We start from the raw sequence: 22297 nt of genomic DNA, 5'->3' as shown, positions 1-22297 counted from the left end.
TCTCCCCCCTTCGTCTGTATCGACGCTCTCCAGAGGGGATTGTCATGAAAAGGAAGATCGACCTCGCCGCGATCCCGGAGCTGAAGACCAGCGTCGCGATCCACGGTTCGGTGAAGCAGCAGGAGGTCGGCGGTCCGATCTGCCTGGGCATCGCCATTTCCCTGTTCATCGCGCTCTGAGCGCGGGGCTATTTGGGCGGAAGCGACACCCCGCGCTTCCGCCCGCTTTTCCGCAGAAAAGGGACGAGGCGATGATCCCCGGCCCGGCGTTGCGCGGCTGGCTGGCCGATCGTTCGGCGCAGGATGAATCGCACCGGCGTGTCGAGGCCTGCGCCCGCCGATGGAGCGGGCATCCGCTGATGACCGACATCGATCGCGCGCTCGCCGCATTGCCGGCGCGCACGCCCGAGGCGGTGCTCGCGGCCGCCCGCCGCTTCCTGGATCGCGGCGACGATCTTTCGGCGCTGGTGCGCGACCTCATCGCCTCCAGCCGCGCCGACGGCTTCTTTCGTCCGCCCTTCCAGCCGGCGACGAGCGAGATCCACACCGGTCTCCTCCTGTTCCACAATGACGATCTGTCGCTTGCAATGGGCGTGACCGGCGTCGAGATGCTCGCCGCCAAGAAGGCCGGCCCGCGCGGGGCGACGTCGATCGGCTTTTCGGGCCTCGTCACCCTGTTTCGCTACGTGAAGGCGGGCGGCGCCACGCTCTCCTTCTGGGAGGCGCCACGGATCGGCGAGAATTTCGTCGCGTCCGAGGCCGGCACGGCCCGCCTCGTCGGCCGCCGGCGGATCGAGGATGGCGAGGAGATCGTGATCGACGGCCGCCGCCAGAGCTTCGTCATCGAGCACGCCACCAGCGACATGGTCTATTTCCAGGCGCTGGTGCGCACCGGCGCCGCGCCGCTCGCCGCCGAATATGACAGCCGGACGCTCGCGCTCATCGGGACGAGCAGCACCGACGAGGCGAGCTCGCGCATCCAGCTCATGGTGTCGCTGCTGCGCACGATGGAGCGTCAGGATGCGTTCCCGCTCTTCGAGGAGCTGCTGGGCGCAATGCCCCAGTTCTACACCCGCTGGCACATCATGCGCGAGATGCTCGCGATGGATGCCAACGCCGCGCTTCCCGCGCTCCGGCGACTGGCGGCACGCGATCCGCACCCGGAGGTCCGCGCGGCGGCCGGCCAGACGCTCGACCTGTTCTTTCCGGAGGCGACCGCCGATCAGGAGGGTCTGCTGTGCCGCGCGTGATCGATTGCCCGACGGAGGAGAGCTGCGAGCTCGGCGAGCTGGTCGAGCGGCTCGAGACGGGCCCTTTCGATCCCCGGGACGAGGACGGGTTCTGCGCCTGGGGGCATGAGCTGAAGAAGCTCGCCAACAACCGCCGCTTCCTCGCCGACCTCATGATCGCCGAACTGAAGCAGCGCTGCCTCGGCCAGGTCCGCGACAATCACTATACCGCCCAGGTGGTGCTGCTCCATGCGAGCGCGCAACGCTTCGTCATCCGCGCCAATTTCTGGCCGGCACTCAACGACAGCATGGTCCGCCACAGCGGCACCGACCCCTTTTTCTACCACAAGCCGCACGACCACAATTTCTCGTTCCTGACCGTCGGCTATCTGGGGCCGGGCTATTGGAGCGACTATTACGAATATGATTATGAGAAAGTCGTCGGCATTCCGGGCGAGAAGGTGGACCTGAGGTTCATCGAGCGGTCAAAGCTCGATCCCGGCAAGGTGATGCTCTACCGCGCCCATCGCGACGTGCACGACCAGCTTCCGGCCGACGAGATGTCGGTCTCGATCAACATTCTCGAGACCGCGCACGCCGCGATCTTCCGCGACCAGTACGGCTTCAATGTCCGGGACGGCACGATCGAGCGGATCATGACGCGTACGTCACTCGAGCCGATGCTGGCGCTCGCTGCACATTATGGCGGCGAGGAAGGGACGGATCTGCTGGCCGAGTTCGCGCGCAGCCATCCGAGCGACCGGGTGCGCTGGTGCGCGCTGCACGCCCGTGCCGGGGCGGCAGCGACGCTCGACGCGCGGATCGCTCTGTTCGAAGACGCGGCGGACAGCGGCAGCCTGCTGGTCGCCGGCATGGCGCAGCGCGAAGTCGGCCGGCTCGAAGCGGGGCGCGGCTGGATCGAAGGCGCGTATCAGCCGGCCGCCTGACCTCCTCGAAGATCGCGGTTCATATGATGGTACGAATGGGGCGCCGGTGCTATAACCGGCGCGTGGGCTGACAATTGGGGGAGTCGATCGTGACTGCTCGAAAGCTCCTTGCGGCCGCCTTGCTTGCGGTCATTTCCGTTCCCGCCGCCGCGAGCGTCCAGGTGATCGGCAGCAGCAGCGCCAGGCTCTGCTACGAGGCCGCGGATTCGGCGCTCACGCCCAGCGCCGACGATCTCGGCCGCTGCAACACCGCGCTGCGCGACGAAGCGTTGAGCCGAGCGGACATGGTCGCCACCCATGTCAACCGCGGGATCCTGTTCATGCGCCGCGGCCTGACCGAGCGTGCGATTGCCGATTTCGACATGGCGATCGCGATGGACCCGGCTCAGGCCGAGGCCTATCTCAACAAGGGCGCCGCGCTGATGCGGCAGGAGAATGCCGGCGACGCCTTGCCGCTGTTCACGGCCTCGCTGGAGCGCAACACGATGCGGCCGGAGCTGGCCCATTACGGGCGGGCGATGGCCAACGAGACGCTCGGCAATGTCCGCGAGGCCTATAACGACTATCGCCGGGCGGCGGAGCTCAGCCCGGAATGGCAGGAACCCCGCGTCGAATTGCAGCGTTTCCGGGTCGTCCGGCGCTAGGCGTCATCCGTCTCGTACGATCGGCGAGCCGGCCGTTGCCACGGCCGGCGGCGCTTGGCTAATGGGCACTCCTCCCCGACGGACCGTCAACCCCGGCGGTCCGCAACCAGAAGGATTGTTTTCCATGGCGTTCAGGCTGCCCGATCTCCCCTATCCCAAGGACGCGCTCGGTGAATTCATGTCGGCCGAGACCTTCGACTATCACCACGGCAAGCACCACAAGGCCTATGTCGACAAGGTCAACGGCTGGATCGACGAGAAGGAGCTCGGCGGCGCGTCGCTCTCTCAGGTCATCCAGGTCGCGAAGGAGCGCGGCGACAAGGGCCTGTTCAACAATGCTGCCCAGATCTGGAACCACAGCTTCTTCTGGCAGTGCCTCGCGCCCGCCAACGGCCAGAAGCCCGAGGGCAGGCTCGCCCAGCTGATCGACGAGGCTTTCGGCGGCACCGATGCGCTGCTCGCCAAGCTGAAGGACGAGGCGGTCGGCCACTTCGCCAGCGGCTGGGCCTGGCTGGTGCTGAACGGCGGCAAGCTCGAGGTCACCTCGCTGCACGATGCCGACACGCCGGTCGTCCATGACGGCATGAAGCCGCTGCTCACCCTCGATGTATGGGAGCATGCCTATTATATCGACTATCGCAACGCCCGCCCGACCTTCGCCGAGAAGGTGCTCGGCAACGTCATCAACTGGGAGTTCGTGGCGCAGAATCTGGACGGTGAGGGCGTCGGTCGCGCCGATCAGGACCAGTAGAACTGCACACCGTCATTGCGGGTGAAGCGAAGCAATCCAGAGGGGTCGTCGGACCCAGGCTGGATTGCTTCGTCCCCCGGCCTTCGCCGGGGTCCTCGCAATGACGAAGGTTACGTTTTCAACCGATACCCGGTCTTGAACATCCAGGTGACGATCGCGAGGCAGATGAAGAAGAAGCCGAGCGTCGCCGCTAGGCTCAGCTCCACGCCGACGTCCGCCGTCCCGTAAAAGCTCCAGCGGAAGCCGCTGATCAGGTACACGACCGGGTTGAAGTGGGTGATGGTCCGCCAGGGCTCCCCCAGCATGTCGAGCGAATAGAAGGCGCCCCCGAGAAAGGTGAGCGGCGTCACGATCAGCATCGGGATGAACTGGATCTGCTCGAAATTCTTGCCCCAGATGCCGATGATGAAGCCGAACAGGCAGAAGGTCACCGAGATCAGCACCAGGAAGGCGATCATCCACAAAGGATGCTCGATCCGGATCGGCACGAAGAGAGCGGCGGTCGCCAGGATCACCAGCCCCAGCACGATCGACTTGGTCGCCGCCGCGCCGACATAGCCGATCACCGTCTCGAAGGCCGAGATCGGAGCAGAGAGCAATTCGTAGATCGTGCCGATGAACTTCGGGAAGAAGATGCCGAAGCTCGCGTTGAAGATGCTCTGCGTGAACAGGGAGAGCATGATGAGCCCGGGCACGATGAACGCGCCATATTCGACGCCGCCGGTCGCGCCTGGGCGGATCGACCCGCCGATCGCCGCGCCGAACACGACGAAATAGAGCGAGGTGGTGATGACCGGCGTCACCAGGCTCTGCCAGAGCGTGCGCAGCGCGCGGGCCATCTCGAACTTGTAGATCGCCCAGATGCCGTGAATGTTCATGCTGCATCCTTCTGGTGGACGAGGCTCACGAAGATGTCCTCGAGCGAGCTCTGGCTGGTGTTGAGGTCCTTGAAGCCGATGCCGAGGTCGCTCATCCGCCGGAGCAGCGACGGGACGCCGGTCCGCTCGGCATTGGCATCGAACACGTAGAGCAGCTCATGGCCCTCGGCCTGCAAGGTCAGGTTCCATTCCGCCAGCTCAGGGGGAATCGTCTCCATCACCTCGGAGAGGTTGAGCGTCAGCTCCTTCTTGCCGAGCTTCTTCATCAGCGCCGACTTCTCCTCGACGACGACGAGCTCGCCCTTGTTGATGACGCCGACCCGGTCGGCCATCTCCTCCGCCTCCTCGATATAATGGGTGGTGAGGATGATGGTGACACCCTTCTCGCGCAGCAGGCGGACCAGATTCCACATGTCGCGCCTCAGCTCGACGTCGACGCCGGCGGTGGGCTCGTCGAGGAAGAGGATTTCGGGCTCGTGGCTGAGCGCTTTGGCGATCATCACCCGGCGCTTCATGCCCCCCGAAAGCTCCATGATCTTGGACTTGCGCTTGTCCCAGAGAGACAGGTCCTTCAGCACCTTCTCGACATGGGTCGGATTCGGCGCAAGGCCGAACAGGCCGCGACTGAAGCTCACCGTTCCCAGAACGCTTTCGAAGGCGTCGGTGTGGAGCTCCTGCGGCACCAGCCCGATCCTGCGCCGCACGGCCCGATAATCGCGCTGGTGGTCGTGGCCGTCGACGGTGACGGTCCCGGCCGTGGGCGTGACGATGCCGCAGACGATCGAGATCATCGTCGTCTTGCCAGCGCCGTTCGGCCCCAACAGCGCGAAAATCTCGCCGCGCCGGATGTCGAGATCGAGCGGCTTCAACGCCTCGAGCCCCGACGCATAGGTCTTGGCGAGGCCCTTGATCGATATGACCGGGTCCATGATCCTCTCTTCTGTCACTGGGTTGGCGGCACCGGCGCGTCCGTCTCCGCTTCCTCCAGCGCGAGGCCGTGACGCATCAGCATCGGCACGTTGGCGGCGGCGAAGACGAGGGTCGCGGGAAGGAAGAACCAGAGCTTGAAGCCGACCCAGAAATCGGTCGTCTGGGTGCGCCAGATGGCCTCGTTGAGCACGGCCATGACGATGAAGAAGGCGGCCCAGTTGCGGGTGAGCAGCTGCCAGCCGCGATCGGAGAGGCCCGGATAGGCGGTGCCGAGCACCATCTTCAGGAGGTTGCGCCCCGTCGTCATGCCGAAGATCAGCAGCGCCGCGACGATCAGGTAATAGATGGTCGGCTTGATCTTGATGAACGTTTCGTTGTGCAGCCAGATGGTGAGGCCGCCGAGCACGACCACCATCAGCCCCGAGAACCAGAGCAGGGGCGAGATGTGCCGATATTTGATTTGCGAGATCAGCATCGCGACCATCATCGCGATCATGAAGGCGCCGGTCGCGACGAAGATCTTGATCGTGTCCGGCACCGGCGCGAAGAAATTGGTCACGAAGAAGACGACCAGCGGGCCGAGATCGATGAGCAGGCGGGCGCCCGCACCGGGCGCGTTGGGCTGGCTCTTGGCTTCGGTCTCGTAGCTCATGCCGCGACTCCCGCGATCGCGCGGGCCGCCTCGGCCGCATCGAAGGGGCGCAGGTCGCCCATGCCCTCGCCGATGCCGATGGCATGGATGGGAAGGCCATATCTGTCCGCCGCCGCGACCATCACGCCGCCGCGGGCGGTGCCGTCCAGCTTGGTCATGACGAGACCGGTCACGCCCGCCACCTCGCGGAACGTCTCGATCTGCGACAGCGCATTCTGTCCGGTGGTCGCGTCGAGCACGAGCACGACATTGTGCGGCGCCGCCGGATTGAGGCGGCCGAGCACACGGCGGATCTTGGCGAGCTCGTCCATCAGGTCCTTCTTGTTCTGCAGCCGGCCGGCGGTGTCGACGATCAGCACGTCGATGCCCTCGGCGGTCGCCTTCTTCACGCCATCGAAGACGATGGCCGAGCTGTCCGAACCCTCCGGTCCCTTGATCACCGGCACGCCGGCGCGGTCGGCCCAGATCTGGAGCTGCTCGATCGCTGCCGCGCGGAACGTGTCCGCGGCAGCCAGGAGAACCGAATAGTCCTGCTCCATGAACAGGTGGGCGAGCTTGGCGATCGTGGTCGTCTTGCCGGAGCCGTTGACGCCGACGACGAGGATCACCTGCGGGCGCGGGAAGGCGTCGATCTCCAGCGGCTCGGCGACCGGCGCCAGGATTTTCCCCAGCTCCTCGGCGACCACGATGCGCACCGCCTGGTCGTTCAATCCCTTCTCGAACCGTTCGGAGGCCAGGCGCGTCCGGACCTTGGCAGCGGTCGACGGGCCGAGGTCGGAGGCGATCAGCGCCTCCTCGATCTCGTCGAGCATCGCCTCGTCGAGCGCCGCTTTGGTGACGAGGCCGGTGAGATTGTCGCCGAGCCGTTCGGAGGTTTTCTGAAAGCCGAGCCGCATCCGCTCGAACCAGGAGGTGTCGGTCACGCAGGAATTCCGATCAAGATGTCCGCTACGCAACCCACGATATCCGTCTCCACTATCTCTCCGACCGAACCGGCGACTCGCACCGGCGCGAAATTCTCGGCATGGCCGCGGCCATTGCGCTCCATCAGCACCTTCTGGCGCGTCCCCACCAAGCCTTCCAGCCACATCCTGCGCTGCCGCGCGCTGGCCTCGCGCAGCCGCCGGGCACGCTCCTTCACCACGGCCGGTGCCACCTGCGGCATGCGGGCGGCCGGTGTGCCCTTCTTTGGCGAGAAGGGAAAGATGTGCCCCATCACGACGTCGCATTCCTCGACAAGCCGCAGCGAATTGGAGTGCATCTCGTCGGTTTCGGTCGGAAAGCCCGCAATCAGGTCCGCGCCGATCGCGATCTCGGGCCGCGCGGCCTTCAGCCGCGCCACCGTTTCCAGGGCCTGGGCACGGCTGTGGCGGCGCTTCATCCGCTTCAACACCATGTCGTCGCCGGCCTGGAAGCTCATGTGGAGGTGCGGCATGAATCGTGGTTCGTAGGCGGCCAGCTCGAACAGCCGCGCGTCCATCTCGATGCAGTCGAGCGAGGAAAGGCGCAGACGCGGAAGGTCCGGCACGTGCGTGAGGATGCGTTCGATGAGCTGGCCCAGCGTCGGCGCGCCGGGCAGGTCGGGGCCGTAGCTGGTCACATCGACGCCGGTCAGCACCATCTCCCTGAAGCCTTCGCCCACAAGCGCCTTGATCCGCTCGACGACCAGCCCGGCCGGAACGGAACGGCTGTTCCCGCGGCCATAGGGGATGATGCAGAAGGTGCAGCGGTGATCGCATCCGTTCTGCACCTCGACGAACGCTCGCGACCGCTCGGCGAAACCGGCAAGAAGATGCGGGGCGGTCTCACGCACCGCCATGATGTCGGAGACGCGGATGTCGGCCCTTTCCGTCATCCCGGCGAAGGCCGGGATCTCAGACCGGAAAGGCGCCGGCGCAAACTCCCCCTGAGATTCCGGCCCCTTCGACTGCCTGCTAGGGCAGGCGCTCAGGACAGGCTTCGCCCGGAATGACGAGGGATCGAACTTCTCCCGATTCCCTAGTACCCGGCTGACTTCGGGCATCGCCGCGAAGGTCTCGGGCTCGACCTGGGCCGCGCAGCCGGTCACGAAGATCCGCGCATCGGGCCGTGCCCGCTTCGCCTTGCGGATCGCCTGGCGGGTCTGACGCACCGCCTCGTTGGTGACCGCGCAGCTGTTGACGATGACGAGATCGTCCTCGTCACGGGCGAGCGCGCGCATCGCCGCGCTGTCCGCGGCATTGAGGCGGCAGCCGAGCGTGATGACCTCCGGCCCGCTCACGTCGTCATCTCGCCGGCGAAGACGTGGGTTGCGGGGCCGGTCATGCGGATCGTCCCGCCCGGTGCCCAGGCGATGGACAGCGTGCCGCCGGGAAGCCGCACCTCGACCGGGCTCCGCACCAGTCCCTTGCGGATCGCCGCGACTGCGGTCGCGCAAGCGCCGGTGCCGCAGGCGCGCGTCAGGCCCGCCCCACGCTCCCAGACGTGGAGACGGATCGCGCCATCCTCGACGTTGGCGACGTTGACGTTCACCCGCTCGGGAAACAGCGGATCCCGCTCGATGACCGGTCCGAGCCGCGCCAGGTCGGCCGCATCCGCATCGGCGACGAAGAAGACGACATGCGGGTTGCCGACATTGACCGCGAACGGCGCGTCCAACTCCTCCCAGGCAACCGGCATCTCGCCCGTGTCCATCGGATAGGCAAGGGGGATCTCCTCCCAACCGAAGCGTGGGCTCCCCATGTCGACGCTGGCGCCGGCCTCGTCGAGCTTGCCTTCGAGCAATCCGCCCTTGGTCTCGATCGTGACGTCACGGCCTTCGAGCAACACCACGCAGCGCGTCGCATTGCCGCAGGATTCGACCTCGCTGCCGTCGGCGTTCCAGATGCGCATCCTGACGTCCGCCTTTTTGGACGCTTCCAGCACGATCACCTGATCGCAGCCGACACCGGTATGCCGATCGGCGATGGCGCGCGCCCGCGCCGCGTCGACCGCTGCGGCGCCGTCGCGCGCGTCGATGACGACGAAGTCGTTGCCCAGCCCGTGCATCTTGTGAAAGCGCAGCGCCATGATGCTGCGCGATCTAGGGTCGCGGCGCCCCCAAGTCCACCTCGTCCGGCTTTGATCCGATTTGTTGCGCCGGTGCCATGAGCCCCTTAGTGTCGATCCGAAAAGGGGTGCAATGGCCGCGGACGACAACGGATTTGCCGGATCGCAAAGGCGGCCCGCGCGCGATTGGTCGCTGATCGGCCTGTCGGCCTGCTTTCTACTGCTGGTCGCGGCGGTGCTGGCGACGATCTGGCTCACCATCCGCATGCAGCAGGCCTCGGAGCTGGTCACCCACACGCTGGAGGTCGAGAACGAGCTGTCGATCGTCCTTTCCCGGCTGCAGGACGCCGAGACCAGCGGGCGCGGCTTTCTGCTCACCGGGCGAAGCGACTTCCTGCAGCCCTATGACGAGGCGGTCGCCGCTTTGCCGCGCGAGCTCGCCCGGCTGCGGGAGCGGATCGGCGACAATCCCCGACAGGTGGCGGCGCTGACCCAGCTGCAAGTCCGTGCCGGCCAGCGCCTGCGTCACATCCGGATTTCGGTCGACAATTACTGGCGCGGCACGCCGACGACCCCCGAGCATTTCCTGCGCGGCAAGGCGATCATGGACGAGGCGCGGGACGCGATCACCGCGATGAAGGAGGAGGAGGCGCGGCTGCTCGAGGCGCGCACCGCCACCGCCGGCCGCCGCGCCGCCTTGCTGGCCTTGTCGCTCGTTGCGAGTGTTGTGCTCGTCCTTGCCTTCGGGCTGCTCGCGCTCCGCGGCAACCGCCGCCGACTGGCCGACGCAGTCGCGGCGCGTGATGCCCTGACCGAGGTCAATCGACAGCTCACCGCCGAAGCGGAAAATCGCGAGGTCGCCGAGACGAAGGTCCGCCAGATGCAGAAAATCGAGGCGGTCGGGCAGCTGACCGGCGGCATCGCGCACGATTTCAACAACATGCTGACGCTGGTCATCGGCTCGCTCGATCTTGGCCGGCGCAAGCTCGAAAAGGGTGAGCTCGCCAAGGTCGAGAAATGCATGGGCAATGCGATGGAGGGCGCCCAGCATGCCGCGCAACTTACCGCCCGGCTGCTCGCTTTCTCGCGCCAGCAACCGCTCGCACCGCAGCCGCTCGACGCCAACAAGCTGGTCGGCGGCATGTCCGAGTTGCTCCGCCGGACGATCGGCGAGCAATTGCGGATGGAAACCGTGCTCGCCGGCGGACTGTGGCGGACCTATATCGATCCCAACCAGCTCGAAAGCGCGATCGTCAATCTCTGCCTCAACGCGCGCGACGCGACTCTGGACGGCGGCAAGCTCACCATCGAGACGGCCAATGCCCATCTCGACGAGGATTATGCCGCCGATCATCCGGGCATCGAGGCGGGGCAATATGTCCTCATCTCCGTGACCGACACCGGTGCCGGCATGCCGCCGGAGGTCATGGAGCGCGCCTTCGATCCCTTCTACACGACCAAGGGTCCGGGCCGGGGCACCGGGTTGGGGCTCAGCCAGGTCTACGGCTTCGTCCGGCAGTCGCAGGGCCATCTGAAAATCTATTCGGAGGCCGGTCACGGCACGACCGTGAAGCTCTATCTGCCGCGCTATCGGGGCGACGAGGACGTGCCGGCCGAGGTTGCCGAGGTACCCGATCTGCCGCGCGCCCGCGACCATGAGATCATCCTCGTGGTCGAGGATGACGACCGGGTCCGCCATGTCTCGGTCGATGCCCTGCGCGAGCTCGGCTATACGGTGGTGCAAGCCTCGGACGGCAATCAGGCGCTGGCCGTGCTCGCCGTGCAGCCGCTGGTGGGGCTCCTGTTCACCGATGTCGTGATGCCGGACATGAACGGACGCCAGCTCGCGCAGAAGGCGCAGGAAGCCAAACCCGACCTCAAGGTGCTCTACACGACCGGCTACACCCGCAACGCCATCGTCCATAACGGCATGCTCGACTCCGATGTCGCCTTGCTCGCCAAGCCATTCACGGTCGAGCAGCTTGCCCGCAAGGTCCGGCAGGTGCTGGACGAGACCGTAACCGCGGAGGATGTGACGGCTTAGCCCCAAGCCTTGCCTTTCCTTGACCTTGCCGCTATGGGCCCCACGTCCCGTAAGGGTGAAAGCTGAAGCGTCACGGACGCACGCTGGCCGGCGAGGTTTCGCCCGCCGGCGTTTTCCGTTTTGCGCTTCGGCGAAACGAAACAAGGAGCGCGCGCATGTTCGAAAGTCTGGGAGATCGCCTGTCCGGCGTGTTCGACCGGCTGCGTGGCCGCGGCGCGCTCAGCGAGGATGATGTCCGCGGCGCGATGCGTGAGGTTCGCATCGCGCTGCTCGAGGCCGATGTCGCGCTTCCCGTCGTCCGCGAGTTCGTCGACCGCGCCACGGAGCAGGCGGTGGGCCAGCAGGTGCTGCGCTCGGTCACGCCCGGCCAGCAGGTCGTCAAGATCGTTCACGACGCCCTGGTCGAGATGCTGGGCGCGGAAGAAGCGGGGCTCGAACTCGCCGTCACCCCGCCCGCGGTCATCATGATGGTGGGCCTGCAGGGCTCCGGTAAGACGACCAGCACGGCGAAGCTCGCCAAACGCCTGACCGAGAAGGACCGCAAGAAGGTCCTGATGGCGTCGCTCGACGTCAATCGCCCGGCGGCGCAGGAGCAGCTCGCCGTGCTCGGCCGCCAGACCGAGGTGGCGACGCTGCCCATCGTTCCCGGCCAGCCGCCGGTCGAGATCGCGCGGCGCGCGCTCAATGCGGCGAAGCTGCAGGGCTACGACGTGCTGATGCTCGACACGGCGGGCCGCCTGCACGTCGATCAGGCCCTCATGGATGAGATGAAGGCCGTCGCCCAGGTCTCTCAGCCGCAGGAGGTCCTGCTCGTCGCCGACGCGATGACCGGCCAGGACGCGGTCAACGTCGCGAAGAGCTTCGCCGACCAGATCGACCTTACCGGCGTCGTCCTCACCCGCATGGACGGCGATGCCCGCGGCGGCGCGGCGCTGTCGATGCGCGCGGTCACCGGCCGGCCGATCAAGTTCGCCGGTGTGGGCGAGGCGATCGACAAGCTGGAGGCGTTCCACCCGGAGCGCGTCGCCGGCCGCATCCTCGGCATGGGCGACGTGGTCTCTCTCGTCGAGCGCGCGCAGGAGACGATCCAGGTCGAGGAGGCCGAGGCGCTCGCCAGGAAGATGGCGAAGGGCCAGTTCGATCTCAACGATTTGCGCGCCCAGCTCCAGCAGATGCAGCGCATGGGCGGCCTCGGCGCGCTCGCCTCGATGATGCCCGGCATGGGCAAGATGAAGAATCAGGTGAATGCGAGCGGAGTGCTCGAAGGCAATGTGCTCGGCCGGCTCGACGCGATCATCACCTCGATGACGCCCAAGGAGCGGGCCAAGCCCGACCTGATGAACGCCAAGCGCAAGATCCGCGTCGCCAAGGGCTCGGGCACGACGGTGCAGGAGGTCAATCGCCTGCTCAAGATGCACCAGGAAATGTCCACCGCGATGAAGAAGATTCGCAAGATGGGCGGCCTCGCCAAGCTCGGCGCGATGTTCGGCGGTGGGGGCGGCATGAGTGGGCTTGGAGGTCTCGGCGGTCCCGGCGGCCCGGCGCTGCCCCCCGGCGGCTTGCCCGGCCTCCCCGGCGGCCAGGGCGGGGCCCCGTTCAATTTACCAGGCAAGTTCAAAAGATGACGCGACTCCGATCGCGTCATCCCGGCGCAGGCCGGGATCCAGACCAACCAAGAAACTGGACCCCGGCCTTCGCCGGGGTGACGAAATGAGAAGAAAGGACTGAACACATGGCAGTAGCAATCCGGCTGGCGCGCGGCGGCGCGAAGAAGCGGCCTTATTACAAGATCGTCGTCGCCGACGCCCGCAACGCGCGCGACGGCAAGTTCATCGAGCGGATCGGCAGCTACAATCCGCTGCTCGCCAAGGACAATCCCGAGCGCGTGAAGATCGACGCCGATCGCGCGAAGCACTGGCTCTCGGTCGGCGCCCAGCCGAGCGATCGTGTGCTCCGCTTCCTGGACGCCGCCGGCATCAAGGAGCGCGCCCAGCGCAACAACCCGAACAAGGGCCAGCCGGGCGAGAAGGCCAAGGAGCGCGCCGAGGAGCGGGCCGGCAAGGAAGCCGCCGCCGCGGAAGCCGCCGCCGAGGCGGCCGCTGCGCCCGCCCCCGCCGAGGAGGCCGTGACCGAAGCCGAGGCCGAGACCGTCGAAGTCGTCGCCGAGGCGATCGAGGAAGTGACGCCGGAAACGGCCGAGGACGCCGCTCCCGCCGAGGAAGCGAATGAAGCTCCGGCGGAAGAGGTTGCCGCCGAGGAAGATTCGGCTCCGGAAGCCGCTGAAGCTCCGGCCGCCGAGGCGGCCGCGCCCGCTGGGGAAGCCACCCCGGCCGACGAAGCCACCAACGAGGGCGATTCCGCCGAGGCTCCGGCCGAGGGCAGCGACGAAGCCGCTCCGGCGGAAGGTGCCGAGAAGGCCGAGGGTTGAGACCCTCCCTCGTCATTGCGAGGAGCGTAGCGACGAAGCAATCCAGACTGCGTCGGAGGCCGCGCTGGATTGCTTCGCTCCGCTCGCAATGACGAAGTGAAGGAACCACAGGTCATCCTCGCCGCCGTCGCCGGAGCGCATGGCATCGGCGGCGAGGTGCGCCTGAAGATCTTCGCCGAGAGCGTCGACAGCCTGAAGGCGCACAAACGGCTGTTCGCGGGTGAGCGCGCGCTCACCCTCAAATCGGTCAAGCCAGGCAGCAACGGCGCCATCGCCCGCTTCGCCGAAATCGCCGACCGCAGCGCGGCCGAGGCTTTGCGCGGGCAGGCCCTCTCGATCCCGCGAACCGAATTGCCTCCGCTCGACGAGGATGAATATTATCACGCCGACCTGATCGGCCGGCCCTGCATCGACGCGGCCGGTAAGCCGCTCGGCGTCGTTGTCGCGGTCGAAAATTTCGGTGCGGGCGATCTGCTCGAGATCGAGAAGCCGGATGGTAAGTCCGCCCTGATCCCCTTCCGCCCCGGCATCGCCGACCCCGTCGACGGCGGGATCGTCGCCGACCCCGCCTTCCTCGCCTGAGCCGCTGGCGCGCTGGCCGGGGACCTTGTATCTCCCGCCGGCAGGAGAGGGAGGAAAAGGATGCGCCACGCATTGATCGCCGCATTGTTGCTGGGGGCAGCGACGCCCGCTTGGTCGCAGGCCGCACCGGCGCAAACGGCGCCTGCCGCAACGCCCCCAACTGTCGAACAGGTCGCCGCCCGGATGGACGAGACCTTCCGCCGCTATCAGCAGGAACAGCACGTCCCCGGCCTCGTCTGGGGCATCGTCCGGGACGGCCGGCTGGTCCATTTCGGTGCGGCCGGGCGGCACGATCTGGAATCAGATCGGCCGGTCGACGTCGACAGCCTTTTCCGTATCGCCTCGATGTCCAAGGCCTTTACTGCGCTCGCCATCCTGAAGCTGCGCGACGACGGGCGCCTGAGGCTCGACGCGCTCGCGGAAGAGTATGTTCCAGAACTCAGGAACTGGCGGTATCCGACCACCGATACGCCCCGCATCCGCGTGCGCGACCTGCTCAGCCATGTCGGCGGCTTCGTCACCGACGATCCCTGGGGCGACCGCCAGCAGGTCCTTACCGAAGCCGAGTTCACCCGCATGCTGCGCGCGGGCGTCCCTTTCACCCGGGCGCCGCAGACGCGGTTCGAATATTCGAACTTCGGCTACGCGCTGCTCGGGCGGATCGTCACCAACGTCTCCGGCCGGCCCTATCAGGACTATATCCGCGAGGAGGTCATGCGCCCGCTCGGCATGGCCTCCACCGGCTACGACATTTCCGCCTTCCCCCGGGAGCGACGCGCGATCGGCTATCGCTGGGAGAATGAGGCGCATGCGCGCGAGCCCGACATGCGCGACGGCGTGTTCGGATCGATGGGCGGGGTCCAGACCAGCGCGAGCGACTATGCCCGCTGGGTCGCTTTCCTCCTCTCCGCCTGGCCGGCGCGGGACGGGCCGGAGCAGGGGCCGGTGCGCCGATCGAGCGTACGCGAGCTCGCCCAAGGCCTCAACTTCGTCTCGACGCAGACCCGCCCGGGCCTGAGCGGTGGCGAGCCCTGCCGCTTTGCCATGGCCTATGGCATGGGCATGATCGCCGCGCAGGACTGCGATCTCGGCCTCGTCGTCCGGCACAGCGGCGGTTATCCCGGCTACGGCTCCTATATGATGCTGCTGCCGGAGCACGGGACGGGTGTTTTCGCTTTTTCCAGCCGGACCTACACGGCGCCAGGCGCGCAGGTCATGGAGACCGCACTCGAGCTGCGCCGGGCCGGATTGCTCGTCGGCCGCGCGATTCCGGTCAGCGAGGCGCTTGCCGCCAATTATGCCGCCGCCGCCGCGATGTTCGGCGCCGGCAGCATCGAGCCGGGCCGCGCGCGGCTGGCAATGAACTTCCTGATGGATCGCTCGCCGGAAAACTGGGCGCGCGAGTTCGCCCGTCTCAAAGGCGCGGTCGGCGAGTGCCGCACGGATGCGCCGATCACCGCCACCGGCGCGCTTGCCGGCACCTTCACCTGGGCCTGCGCACGCGGCAACCTGCAGGGCCAGCTCCTGCTCGGCCCGACCAATCCGCCGACGATCCAGGCTCTGCGCCTGCGCGTCGCCCCGGCACAGTGAGTGCCGTCATGGATCAGCTCCATTGGATGCCATCGCAAGCCTCCGGTCTGGTCCTCGCTGGTGGAACGATGGTCGCGGCCAGCTGCTCCTCGCGCCGACCTTGCAACTTGGAGGTTCCGCGTCATCCCGGTAGGATCGTTGGTCATGGTCGGTCCCATTCTTGACGCGATCCTCAGCATCCTCGTCGTGGGCCTGCTGGTCTTGCCGGTGCCGTTTGCGATGATCGCCGCCTCTCTCCTGCATCGACGCTGGCCGACGGCACCGATCGGCTGGCTGACATTGGGGTCGAGCTTCGTCTCGGCTTTGCTGATCGTCGCGATCGGTGCGGGGTTGATCGCCTTGTTCATCAGCACGGACGATCACGGCGATGCCGGTGCACTTGCGGCAGCCGGTGTCTATATGCTCGGACATATCGGCGTCGCCGTCAGCCTCACGCTGGGTGCGCTCGCGGCTTACCTTTGGCTGCGCCGGATTCGTTCCCGATGAGCTGGGCCGCGACGGTTCTCACTCTCTATCCTGAGATGTTTCCCGGGCCGCTGGGCGTCAGCCTGGCCGGGCGGGCGCTGGGACAGGGAATCTGGTCGCTGGAAACGGTGCAGATCCGCGATTTTGCTGCCGACAAGCACCGCTCGGTCGACGATACGCCGGCTGGCGGCGGGGCCGGGATGGTGATGCGGGCCGATGTACTCGCCAGCGCGGTCGACAACGTCCTGGCCCGCCGCCCCGACGCGCCGATACTGGTCATGAGCCCGCGCGGCAGGCCCCTCACCCAAGGCTTTGTTCGCGAGCTCTCCGCCGGTCCGGGCATCTCGATCCTGTGCGGCCGGTTCGAGGGGATCGACGAGCGGCTGTTCGAGGCGCGGCCGCTCGTCGAGGTCTCGATCGGCGACTATATTCTCTCCGGCGGCGAGATGGCGGCGCTCACCCTGCTCGACGCTTGCGTTCGGCTGCTTCCCGGGGTAATGGGCGCGGCTTCAAGCGGTGAGGAGGAGAGCTTCGAAAGCGGCCTGCTCGAATATCCGCATTATACCCGACCTTATGAATGGGAAGGGCGCACGATCCCCGAGGTGCTGCGGTCGGGGGATCATGCGAAAATCTCCGCATGGCGGCAGTGCCGGGCGGAGGAAGAGACACGGCTAAGGCGGCCGGACCTGATCGCGCGCCACGGGGGCGCACGAAGGCCACCGCCCTCTGGCGCGCAGCGCGAAGACGAAGGTCAGAAGAAATGAACCTCATCCAGACGCTCGAGGCCGAGGCCATCGAGCAGTTCAAGTCCACCAAGGCGATCCCGGACTTCCGTCCGGGCGACACGCTGAAGGTCGGCGTCAAGGTCGTCGAAGGCGACCGCACCCGCATCCAGAATTTCGAAGGCGTCTGCATCGCGCGGGCCAACAAGGGCCTCGGCAGCTCCTTCACCGTGCGCAAGATCAGCTTCGGCGAGGGCGTCGAGCGCGTCTTCCCGCTCTATTCGCCGAACGTGGATTCGATCGAGGTGGTCCGCCGCGGCGCCGTCCGCCGCGCCAAGCTCTATTATCTGCGTGGCCGCACCGGCAAGTCGGCCCGCATCGCCGAGCGCCGCGACGTCCGCCACACCGAGGTCGCCGAGGGCTGAGGCTCTGTCCATCACGCCGGCGAAGGCCGGGGTCTCGGGACAAGAAGTCACGGCGGGTCTCGCTGGGATCCCGGCCTTCGCCGGGATGACGGATCGAGGGCGGGGAGGGCGCTGGCTTTCCCCGCCCTTTTCTTTGCCGCGGGTCCGGCTAGGGTGCGCGCCATGCGCACGCTTCTTCCCCTCGCCGCGATGATCGCGGCCGCCGTCCCCGTCACCGCCGCCCAGGCCGGGCAACTCACGCTCGAGCGGATCTTCGCCAGCCCGTCGCTCTCCGGCCCGACCCCGCGGCTGCTGAAGCTGTCGCCCGACGGCCGGCTCGCCACGCTGCTGCGCAACCGCGCCGACGACCGCGACCGGTTCGATCTCTGGGCGGTCGACACGACCACTGGCGAGGCCCGGATGCTGGTCGACAGCGCTCGTGTCGGTACGGGCGCGCAACTCTCCGAGGAAGAGATGATGCGTCGCGAGCGCGCCCGGCTCTCCGGAGTGCGCGGCATCGTGAGCTACGACTGGGCGCCGGACGGCCGCGGCATCCTCGTGCCGCTCGACGGCGACCTTTATCTCGCTGGCCTCGACGGCAATGTCCGCCGGGTGACAGCCACGCCCGAGACCGAGCTCGACGCCCAGGTCTCGCGCACCGGCCGCTACCTCTCCTTCGTGCGTGACCAGAATCTCCATGTCGTCGAGGCGACCGGCCAGAACCAGCGCCGCCTCACCACCGACGGCGCCGGAACGGTGAGCTGGGGCTCGGCCGAGTTCGTCGCGCAGGAGGAGATGGACCGCCACACCGGCCACTGGTGGTCGCCCGACGACCGCTATCTCGCCGTCGCCCGGGTTGACGAGGCGCCGGTGCGCACCGTCACCCGCACCGCGATCGGCACCGAAGGCACCCGCGTCTACGAGCAGCGCTACCCCGCCGCCGGCACGCCCAATGCGCTGGTCGAGCTCTACGTGATGGCGCCTGACGGCTCGGGCCGGGTGAAGGTCGATCTCGGCGCCGACACCGACATCTACCTCGCCCGGGTGAACTGGAGCGCCGACGGCCGCACGCTCTTCGTCCAGCGCGAGAGCCGCGACCAGAAGCGGCTCGACCTGCTCAGCGTCGATCCCGCGACAGGGCGCTCGACAATCCTGTTCAGCGAGACGTCGAACACCTGGCTCAACCTCCACGACAATCTCCGCCCGCTGCGCGACGGCAGCCTGCTCTGGACCTCGGAGCGCTCCGGCTATTCGCACATCTACCGGTTCCGCAGCGGGCGCTGGACACAGCTCACCCGCGGCGACTGGGCTGTGAAGTCGATCGAGGGCGTCGACGAGACGTCGGGCCGGATCTACTTCACCGGCAATCTCGATACCCCGCTCGAGCAGCATCTCTACAGCATCGACATGAACCGGCCGGGCACGCCCCGGCGGCTGACCGAGCAAGGCTATTGGAACGTGGCGGAGATGGACGGTCGCGCCACCCGCGCGCTCGTCACCCGCTCCAGCCCGACCCAGCCGACCCAGGTCTATCTCGCCGACGCCCGCGGCGAGCGGCTCGCCTGGATCGAGGAGAACCGGCTGGACGATTCGCATCCCTACGGTCCGTTCCGTGCCGCCCATGTCGCACCGACTTTCGGCACGATCCACGCGAGCGACGGCACCGAGCTCCATTACCGCATGCTCTCCCCGGCGCGCGAGCCCGGGCGGCGCTATCCGGTCTTCGTCCAGGTCTATGGCGGCCCGGGCTCGGGACGGCAGGTGACACGCGCCTGGGTCAACCCTCTGCACGAATATCTCGTCCAGCAAGGCTGGATCGTCTTCTCGATCGACAATCGGGGCTCGCCCGACCGCGGCAAGGCGTTCGAGGACGCGATCTATCATGCGATGGGCACGGTCGAGGTCGAGGACCAGCTCGCCGGCGTCGCCTGGCTCAGGACTCGGGATTTCGTCGACGGCGACCGGATCGCGGTCAACGGCTGGTCCTATGGCGGCTACATGACGCTGCGGCTCCTGGAGGCCGCGCCGGGCACCTTCCGCGCCGGCGTCTCCGGCGCCCCGGTCACGCGCTGGGAACTCTACGACACCCACTATACCGAGCGCTATCTCGGCAACCCCGCGATCGATCCGGCACCCTACCAGGCCGCCGGCGCCGTCCCGCCGTCGAGCCGCATCACCGACAATCTGCTGCTCATCCACGGCATGGCCGACGACAATGTCGTGTTCGAGAATTCGACCGTGCTGATGGGCGCGCTGCAGGGCCGCAGCTTCCCGTTCGAGATGATGGTCTATCCCGGCGCCACCCACGGCGTCAGCGGCGAAGCCCGCCAGCTCCATCTGTGGCGCACGATCGAGAACTTCCTCAATCGCACGGTGCGGGATGGGGAGGTCGAGACGCCTCCCGCCCGGTAGCTCGTCATCCCGGCGGAGGCCGGGATCTCGGCGAGACTCACCCGCAGAGCTTTTCACCCCACGAGGCCCCGGCCTGCGCCGGGGCGACGCGCCGGCTTGGGTGGAGACGTCCGACAATTTGCAAGATATATCTTGACTGCATCAATCATTAAGATATATCTCAGCCTATCTTAGATAGGAGAAAGCCTCATGGGCAGATTCAGGATGCGCGGCGATTGCGGTCCGCGCGGCTTCGAGATTCCGGCAGGGCTGTTCGCCATGGGCTTCGGCGGTGGCCGGGCTTGGGGACGCGGCTGGGGCGATTGGAGTGACTGGGGCGGGCGCCATCATGGCGGCGGCCGCGGGCGCCGGCGGGTGTTCGACTCGGGCGAACTCCGGCTGGTGCTGTTGAAGCTGATCGCCGATCAGCCGCGCCACGGCTATGACCTCATCCGCGCGGTCGAGGAACTCACCCACGGCGCCTATGCGCCGAGCCCCGGCGTCGTCTATCCGACCCTCACGATGCTCCAGGATATGGGCCTCATCGAGGAGCAGCAGACGGAGGGCGCGCGCAAGGCGTTCGCGGTCACGATGGAGGGCGCGACCCATCTCGACGAGAAGTCGGACGAGGTCGAAAGCCTGTTCGCGCGGCTCGAAGGCCTGGGCAGCGACCAGCGCAAGGCCGGCGGCGCCCCGATCAAGCGCTCGGTCGCCAACCTGCTCTCCGCGCTCTGGCACCGCGCCACCCGCGACGACGTGGACGAAGGCACGTTGCACAAGATCGCGGAAATCCTCGACGAGGCCGCGCAGAAGATCGAGCGGCTGTAGCGATGGCGACGACCAGCACTGCGCGCGTCCCGACGAAGAGCGCCAGCCGCTATCTTCAGCAGCTGTGCAAGCACTGGGCGCACAATATGGCGGTCGAGTTCGACGCGGAGCGGGGGGAGGTGATCTTCCCCCGCAACGCGCGCGGCGCCAACTGGCCGGGCGACGCCGTCTTCACGATGGTCGCCGAACCGGATGCGCTCGATTGCCGGATCGAGGCGTCGGCGCCCGGTCAGCTCGACGCGCTCAAGGGCGCCGTCGAGCGCCACATCGACAGATTCGCGTTCCGCGAAGCGCCATTGACCTATGACTGGAAGGACGTGGCTTAAGGCACCGGGCTTGGTCTCTGCCGTCCGCCCTGGCTGTGCTGGCGGATGACGCGAAGATAGGAGTCGACCAGTTCCTGGTTGACCTCGTCCCAGCCATAGCGGCGGCTGGCCGCCTCGCCGGCGGCACCGGCCGCACGGCGGACATCGGCGTCGCGACAGTAGCGGCCAAGCGCCTCGCAGAAGATGTGGATCGCGCCCGGGCGGACGAGGCGGCCGGTGACGCCGTCCTCGACCAGGCTCTCGCTCCCCGTGGCGCGGGCGGCCACCACCGGCAGGCCCGCGGCCATCGCCTCCAGCGTCACGTTGCCGAACGTCTCGGTGACGGACGGATTGAACAGCATGTCCATCGAGGCGACGGCGCGGCCGAGGTCCGGGCCTGATTGGAAGCCGGTGAAGATCGCATCCGGCAGCCTTTGCTCGAACCAGTCGCGCGCCGGCCCTTCGCCGACGATCAGCACCTTGTGGGGAATCTCGCGGCGGCGCAGCCGGTCGATCGTGTCGGAGAAAACGTCGAGGCCTTTCTCCATCACGAGCCGGCCGGTGAAACCGATCACCACATCCTCATCCGCGATGCCCAGGCTCCGGCGCCATTGCAGGTCGCGCCGGCCCGGATTGAAGACCTCCCGGTCGATGCCGCGCGTCCAGATGCCGACGTCATAGTTCATCCGCTGGTCGCGCAGCAGCTGCGCCATCGAATCCGACGGCGCGAAGATCGCGTCGCAGCGCCGGTAGAAGCGCCTGAGGATCGCCAGCACGACCGGCTCCAGGAAGGCGAGGCCGTAATAACGCGGGTAGGTCTCGAAACGGGTGTGGACCGATGCCACGACCGGCAAGTCCCAGTCGCGCGCCAATGTCACCGCGCGATGGCCGGTGAACTCGGGGCTGGCGACATGGAAGATGGTCGGGCGGAAGGCCTTGAGATCGCGCCGGACGCTTGGCGGCAATGCGAGACCGATCCGATATTCCGAACGGCCCGGGATCGGCAGCGCCGGCACGGAGACCAGATCGCCCTTGGGCTCGAAGGCCGGCGTCTTCGTCGTCGGCGAATAAACCCGCACTGCCGCGCCCTGACGCAGCAGATAGTCGGCGAGCCGGTTCAGCGCCTGATTGGCGCCGTCGCGGACATAATTGTAGTTGCCGCTGAAGATGGCGACGCGCAGATCGGTAACGTCCATCGCGTCGTCGATAAGAAATTCGTCGGCCGAACGCAAAAAGCCCGCACTGCCGGTCGAGGCGGCCGCGTGCAGATGCGCGAGACCCTGGCGCGGCGCGTTCACTGGTCGCTCTCCTGCCGCTGCCGCTCGGCCGCCTGCATCCGCAGCACCCGGCGGACACGCCGGATTCCCCACAAGGGCGGGACGATCAGCAGCGCGAGCAGGAAGAGGGTGAAGGCTTCTTTCATGACCGCATTCCGGAAAAGCAAAAAAGCGCCCCGCCGTTCTAGACGATGGGGCGCTTTC

General features: G+C 67.3%; 23 protein-coding genes and 1 pseudogene. 16 read left to right on the top strand and 8 right to left on the bottom strand.

Translation table 11 applies throughout. From position 1 onward, the window contains the following. The first annotated feature begins 44 nt into the window (after positions 1-44). The 5 genes from RCO27_RS03930 to RCO27_RS03910 all read left to right on the top strand — a co-directional run bounded on the left by RCO27_RS03930 (position 45) and on the right by RCO27_RS03910 (position 3570). Positions 45-179 (top strand): hypothetical protein, encoded by a 135-nt coding sequence (locus RCO27_RS03930; protein ID WP_309001329.1) that lies wholly within the window; start codon positions 45-47, stop codon positions 177-179. Positions 180-250: 71 nt separating this feature from the next. After that, a complete protein-coding gene (locus RCO27_RS03925) occupies positions 251-1249 on the top strand; it encodes a HEAT repeat domain-containing protein (RefSeq protein ID WP_309001328.1) in 999 nt (332 codons plus the stop codon). After that, positions 1237-2175 carry a transposase gene (locus tag RCO27_RS03920; protein WP_309001327.1) on the top strand — a complete coding sequence of 313 codons (939 nt, stop codon included), beginning with the start codon at positions 1237-1239 and terminating at the stop codon, positions 2173-2175. The genes RCO27_RS03925 and RCO27_RS03920 overlap by 13 nt, the downstream gene beginning before the upstream one ends. A gap of 89 nt (positions 2176-2264) precedes the next feature. Further along, entirely contained in the window at positions 2265-2819 is a 555-nt protein-coding gene (locus RCO27_RS03915; RefSeq protein WP_309001326.1) for a tetratricopeptide repeat protein, read from the top strand. 124 nt (positions 2820-2943) lie between these two features. After that, entirely contained in the window at positions 2944-3570 is a 627-nt protein-coding gene (locus RCO27_RS03910) for a superoxide dismutase (RefSeq protein ID WP_309001325.1), read from the top strand. A gap of 110 nt (positions 3571-3680) precedes the next feature. On the opposite strand, the gene RCO27_RS03905 is transcribed toward RCO27_RS03910, so the two are convergent. Genes RCO27_RS03905 through dapF form a run of 6 tightly spaced genes read right to left on the bottom strand, consistent with a single transcriptional unit; the run spans position 3681 to position 9078 of the window. After that, positions 3681-4448, bottom strand: coding sequence for an ABC transporter permease (locus tag RCO27_RS03905; protein ID WP_309001324.1), 768 nt, complete (start codon positions 4446-4448; stop codon positions 3681-3683). After that, on the bottom strand, positions 4445-5377 hold the full coding sequence (locus RCO27_RS03900; protein WP_309001323.1) for an ABC transporter ATP-binding protein: 933 nt from the start codon (positions 5375-5377) through the stop codon (positions 4445-4447). The genes RCO27_RS03905 and RCO27_RS03900 overlap by 4 nt, the downstream gene beginning before the upstream one ends. Positions 5378-5391: 14 nt before the next feature. Beyond that, on the bottom strand, positions 5392-6030 hold the full coding sequence (locus tag RCO27_RS03895; RefSeq protein WP_309001322.1) for a septation protein A: 639 nt from the start codon (positions 6028-6030) through the stop codon (positions 5392-5394). After that, entirely contained in the window at positions 6027-6926 is a 900-nt protein-coding gene (gene ftsY / locus RCO27_RS03890) for a signal recognition particle-docking protein FtsY (RefSeq protein ID WP_374990363.1), read from the bottom strand. Before ftsY ends, RCO27_RS03895 begins: the two co-directional genes overlap by 4 nt. A 23-nt stretch (positions 6927-6949) precedes the next feature. Further along, the gene (gene mtaB, locus RCO27_RS03885) at positions 6950-8290 is read right to left on the bottom strand and encodes a tRNA (N(6)-L-threonylcarbamoyladenosine(37)-C(2))-methylthiotransferase MtaB (RefSeq protein ID WP_309001320.1); all 1341 of its coding nucleotides are present in this window, start codon (positions 8288-8290) and stop codon (positions 6950-6952) included. Further along, positions 8287-9078 carry a diaminopimelate epimerase gene (gene dapF / locus RCO27_RS03880; protein WP_309001319.1) on the bottom strand — a complete coding sequence of 264 codons (792 nt, stop codon included), beginning with the start codon at positions 9076-9078 and terminating at the stop codon, positions 8287-8289. Before dapF ends, mtaB begins: the two co-directional genes overlap by 4 nt. A gap of 112 nt (positions 9079-9190) precedes the next feature. On the opposite strand from dapF, the gene RCO27_RS03875 reads away from it, so the two are divergent. From RCO27_RS03875 to RCO27_RS03825, 11 genes and pseudogenes are all read left to right on the top strand, one after another. After that, positions 9191-11101, top strand: a complete 1911-nt coding sequence (locus RCO27_RS03875; RefSeq protein WP_309001318.1) for a CHASE3 domain-containing protein — start codon at positions 9191-9193, stop codon at positions 11099-11101. A 155-nt stretch (positions 11102-11256) separates the two neighbouring features. Beyond that, on the top strand, positions 11257-12726 hold the full coding sequence (ffh, locus tag RCO27_RS03870; protein WP_309001317.1) for a signal recognition particle protein: 1470 nt from the start codon (positions 11257-11259) through the stop codon (positions 12724-12726). A 107-nt stretch (positions 12727-12833) separates the two neighbouring features. Further along, positions 12834-13367: pseudogene (rpsP, locus tag RCO27_RS03865) on the top strand (30S ribosomal protein S16); the annotation flags it as partial. A gap of 258 nt (positions 13368-13625) precedes the next feature. Further along, the gene (gene rimM, locus RCO27_RS03860; RefSeq protein ID WP_309001316.1) at positions 13626-14111 is read left to right on the top strand and encodes a ribosome maturation factor RimM; all 486 of its coding nucleotides are present in this window, start codon (positions 13626-13628) and stop codon (positions 14109-14111) included. 60 nt (positions 14112-14171) lie between these two features. Continuing rightward, positions 14172-15701, top strand: a complete 1530-nt coding sequence (locus tag RCO27_RS03855; RefSeq protein ID WP_309001315.1) for a serine hydrolase domain-containing protein — start codon at positions 14172-14174, stop codon at positions 15699-15701. A 144-nt stretch (positions 15702-15845) separates the two neighbouring features. Further along, positions 15846-16187: a hypothetical protein gene (locus tag RCO27_RS03850; RefSeq protein ID WP_309001314.1), complete on the top strand. Its 342-nt coding sequence runs from the start codon at positions 15846-15848 to the stop codon at positions 16185-16187. After that, positions 16184-16930, top strand: a complete 747-nt coding sequence (gene trmD / locus RCO27_RS03845; protein WP_309001313.1) for a tRNA (guanosine(37)-N1)-methyltransferase TrmD — start codon at positions 16184-16186, stop codon at positions 16928-16930. The genes RCO27_RS03850 and trmD overlap by 4 nt, the downstream gene beginning before the upstream one ends. Then, entirely contained in the window at positions 16927-17313 is a 387-nt protein-coding gene (gene rplS / locus RCO27_RS03840; RefSeq protein WP_309001312.1) for a 50S ribosomal protein L19, read from the top strand. The genes trmD and rplS overlap by 4 nt, the downstream gene beginning before the upstream one ends. Positions 17314-17475: 162 nt before the next feature. After that, the gene (locus RCO27_RS03835; protein ID WP_309001311.1) at positions 17476-19704 is read left to right on the top strand and encodes a S9 family peptidase; all 2229 of its coding nucleotides are present in this window, start codon (positions 17476-17478) and stop codon (positions 19702-19704) included. 189 nt (positions 19705-19893) lie between these two features. Beyond that, positions 19894-20511: a PadR family transcriptional regulator gene (locus RCO27_RS03830; protein WP_309001310.1), complete on the top strand. Its 618-nt coding sequence runs from the start codon at positions 19894-19896 to the stop codon at positions 20509-20511. Positions 20512-20513: 2 nt separating this feature from the next. Next, complete coding sequence (locus RCO27_RS03825; protein ID WP_309001309.1) at positions 20514-20837, top strand: DUF2218 domain-containing protein; 324 nt, start codon at positions 20514-20516, stop codon at positions 20835-20837. Here the strand turns inward: RCO27_RS03825 and RCO27_RS03820 are convergent. Further along, positions 20834-22012, bottom strand: coding sequence for a glycosyltransferase family 1 protein (locus RCO27_RS03820; protein ID WP_309001908.1), 1179 nt, complete (start codon positions 22010-22012; stop codon positions 20834-20836). The genes RCO27_RS03825 and RCO27_RS03820 overlap by 4 nt on opposite strands. A gap of 98 nt (positions 22013-22110) precedes the next feature. Continuing rightward, positions 22111-22239, bottom strand: a complete 129-nt coding sequence (locus RCO27_RS03815) for a hypothetical protein (protein WP_309001308.1) — start codon at positions 22237-22239, stop codon at positions 22111-22113. Between the last annotated feature and the right edge of the window lie 58 nt (positions 22240-22297).

Origin of the sequence: Sphingosinicella sp. LHD-64, from assembly GCF_031157375.1 — a bacterium.
Lineage (GTDB): Bacteria > Pseudomonadota > Alphaproteobacteria > Sphingomonadales > Sphingomonadaceae > Allosphingosinicella.
The sequence above is the reverse complement of the archived record's forward strand: the minus strand, read 5'-3'. Positions and strand labels throughout refer to the sequence as shown.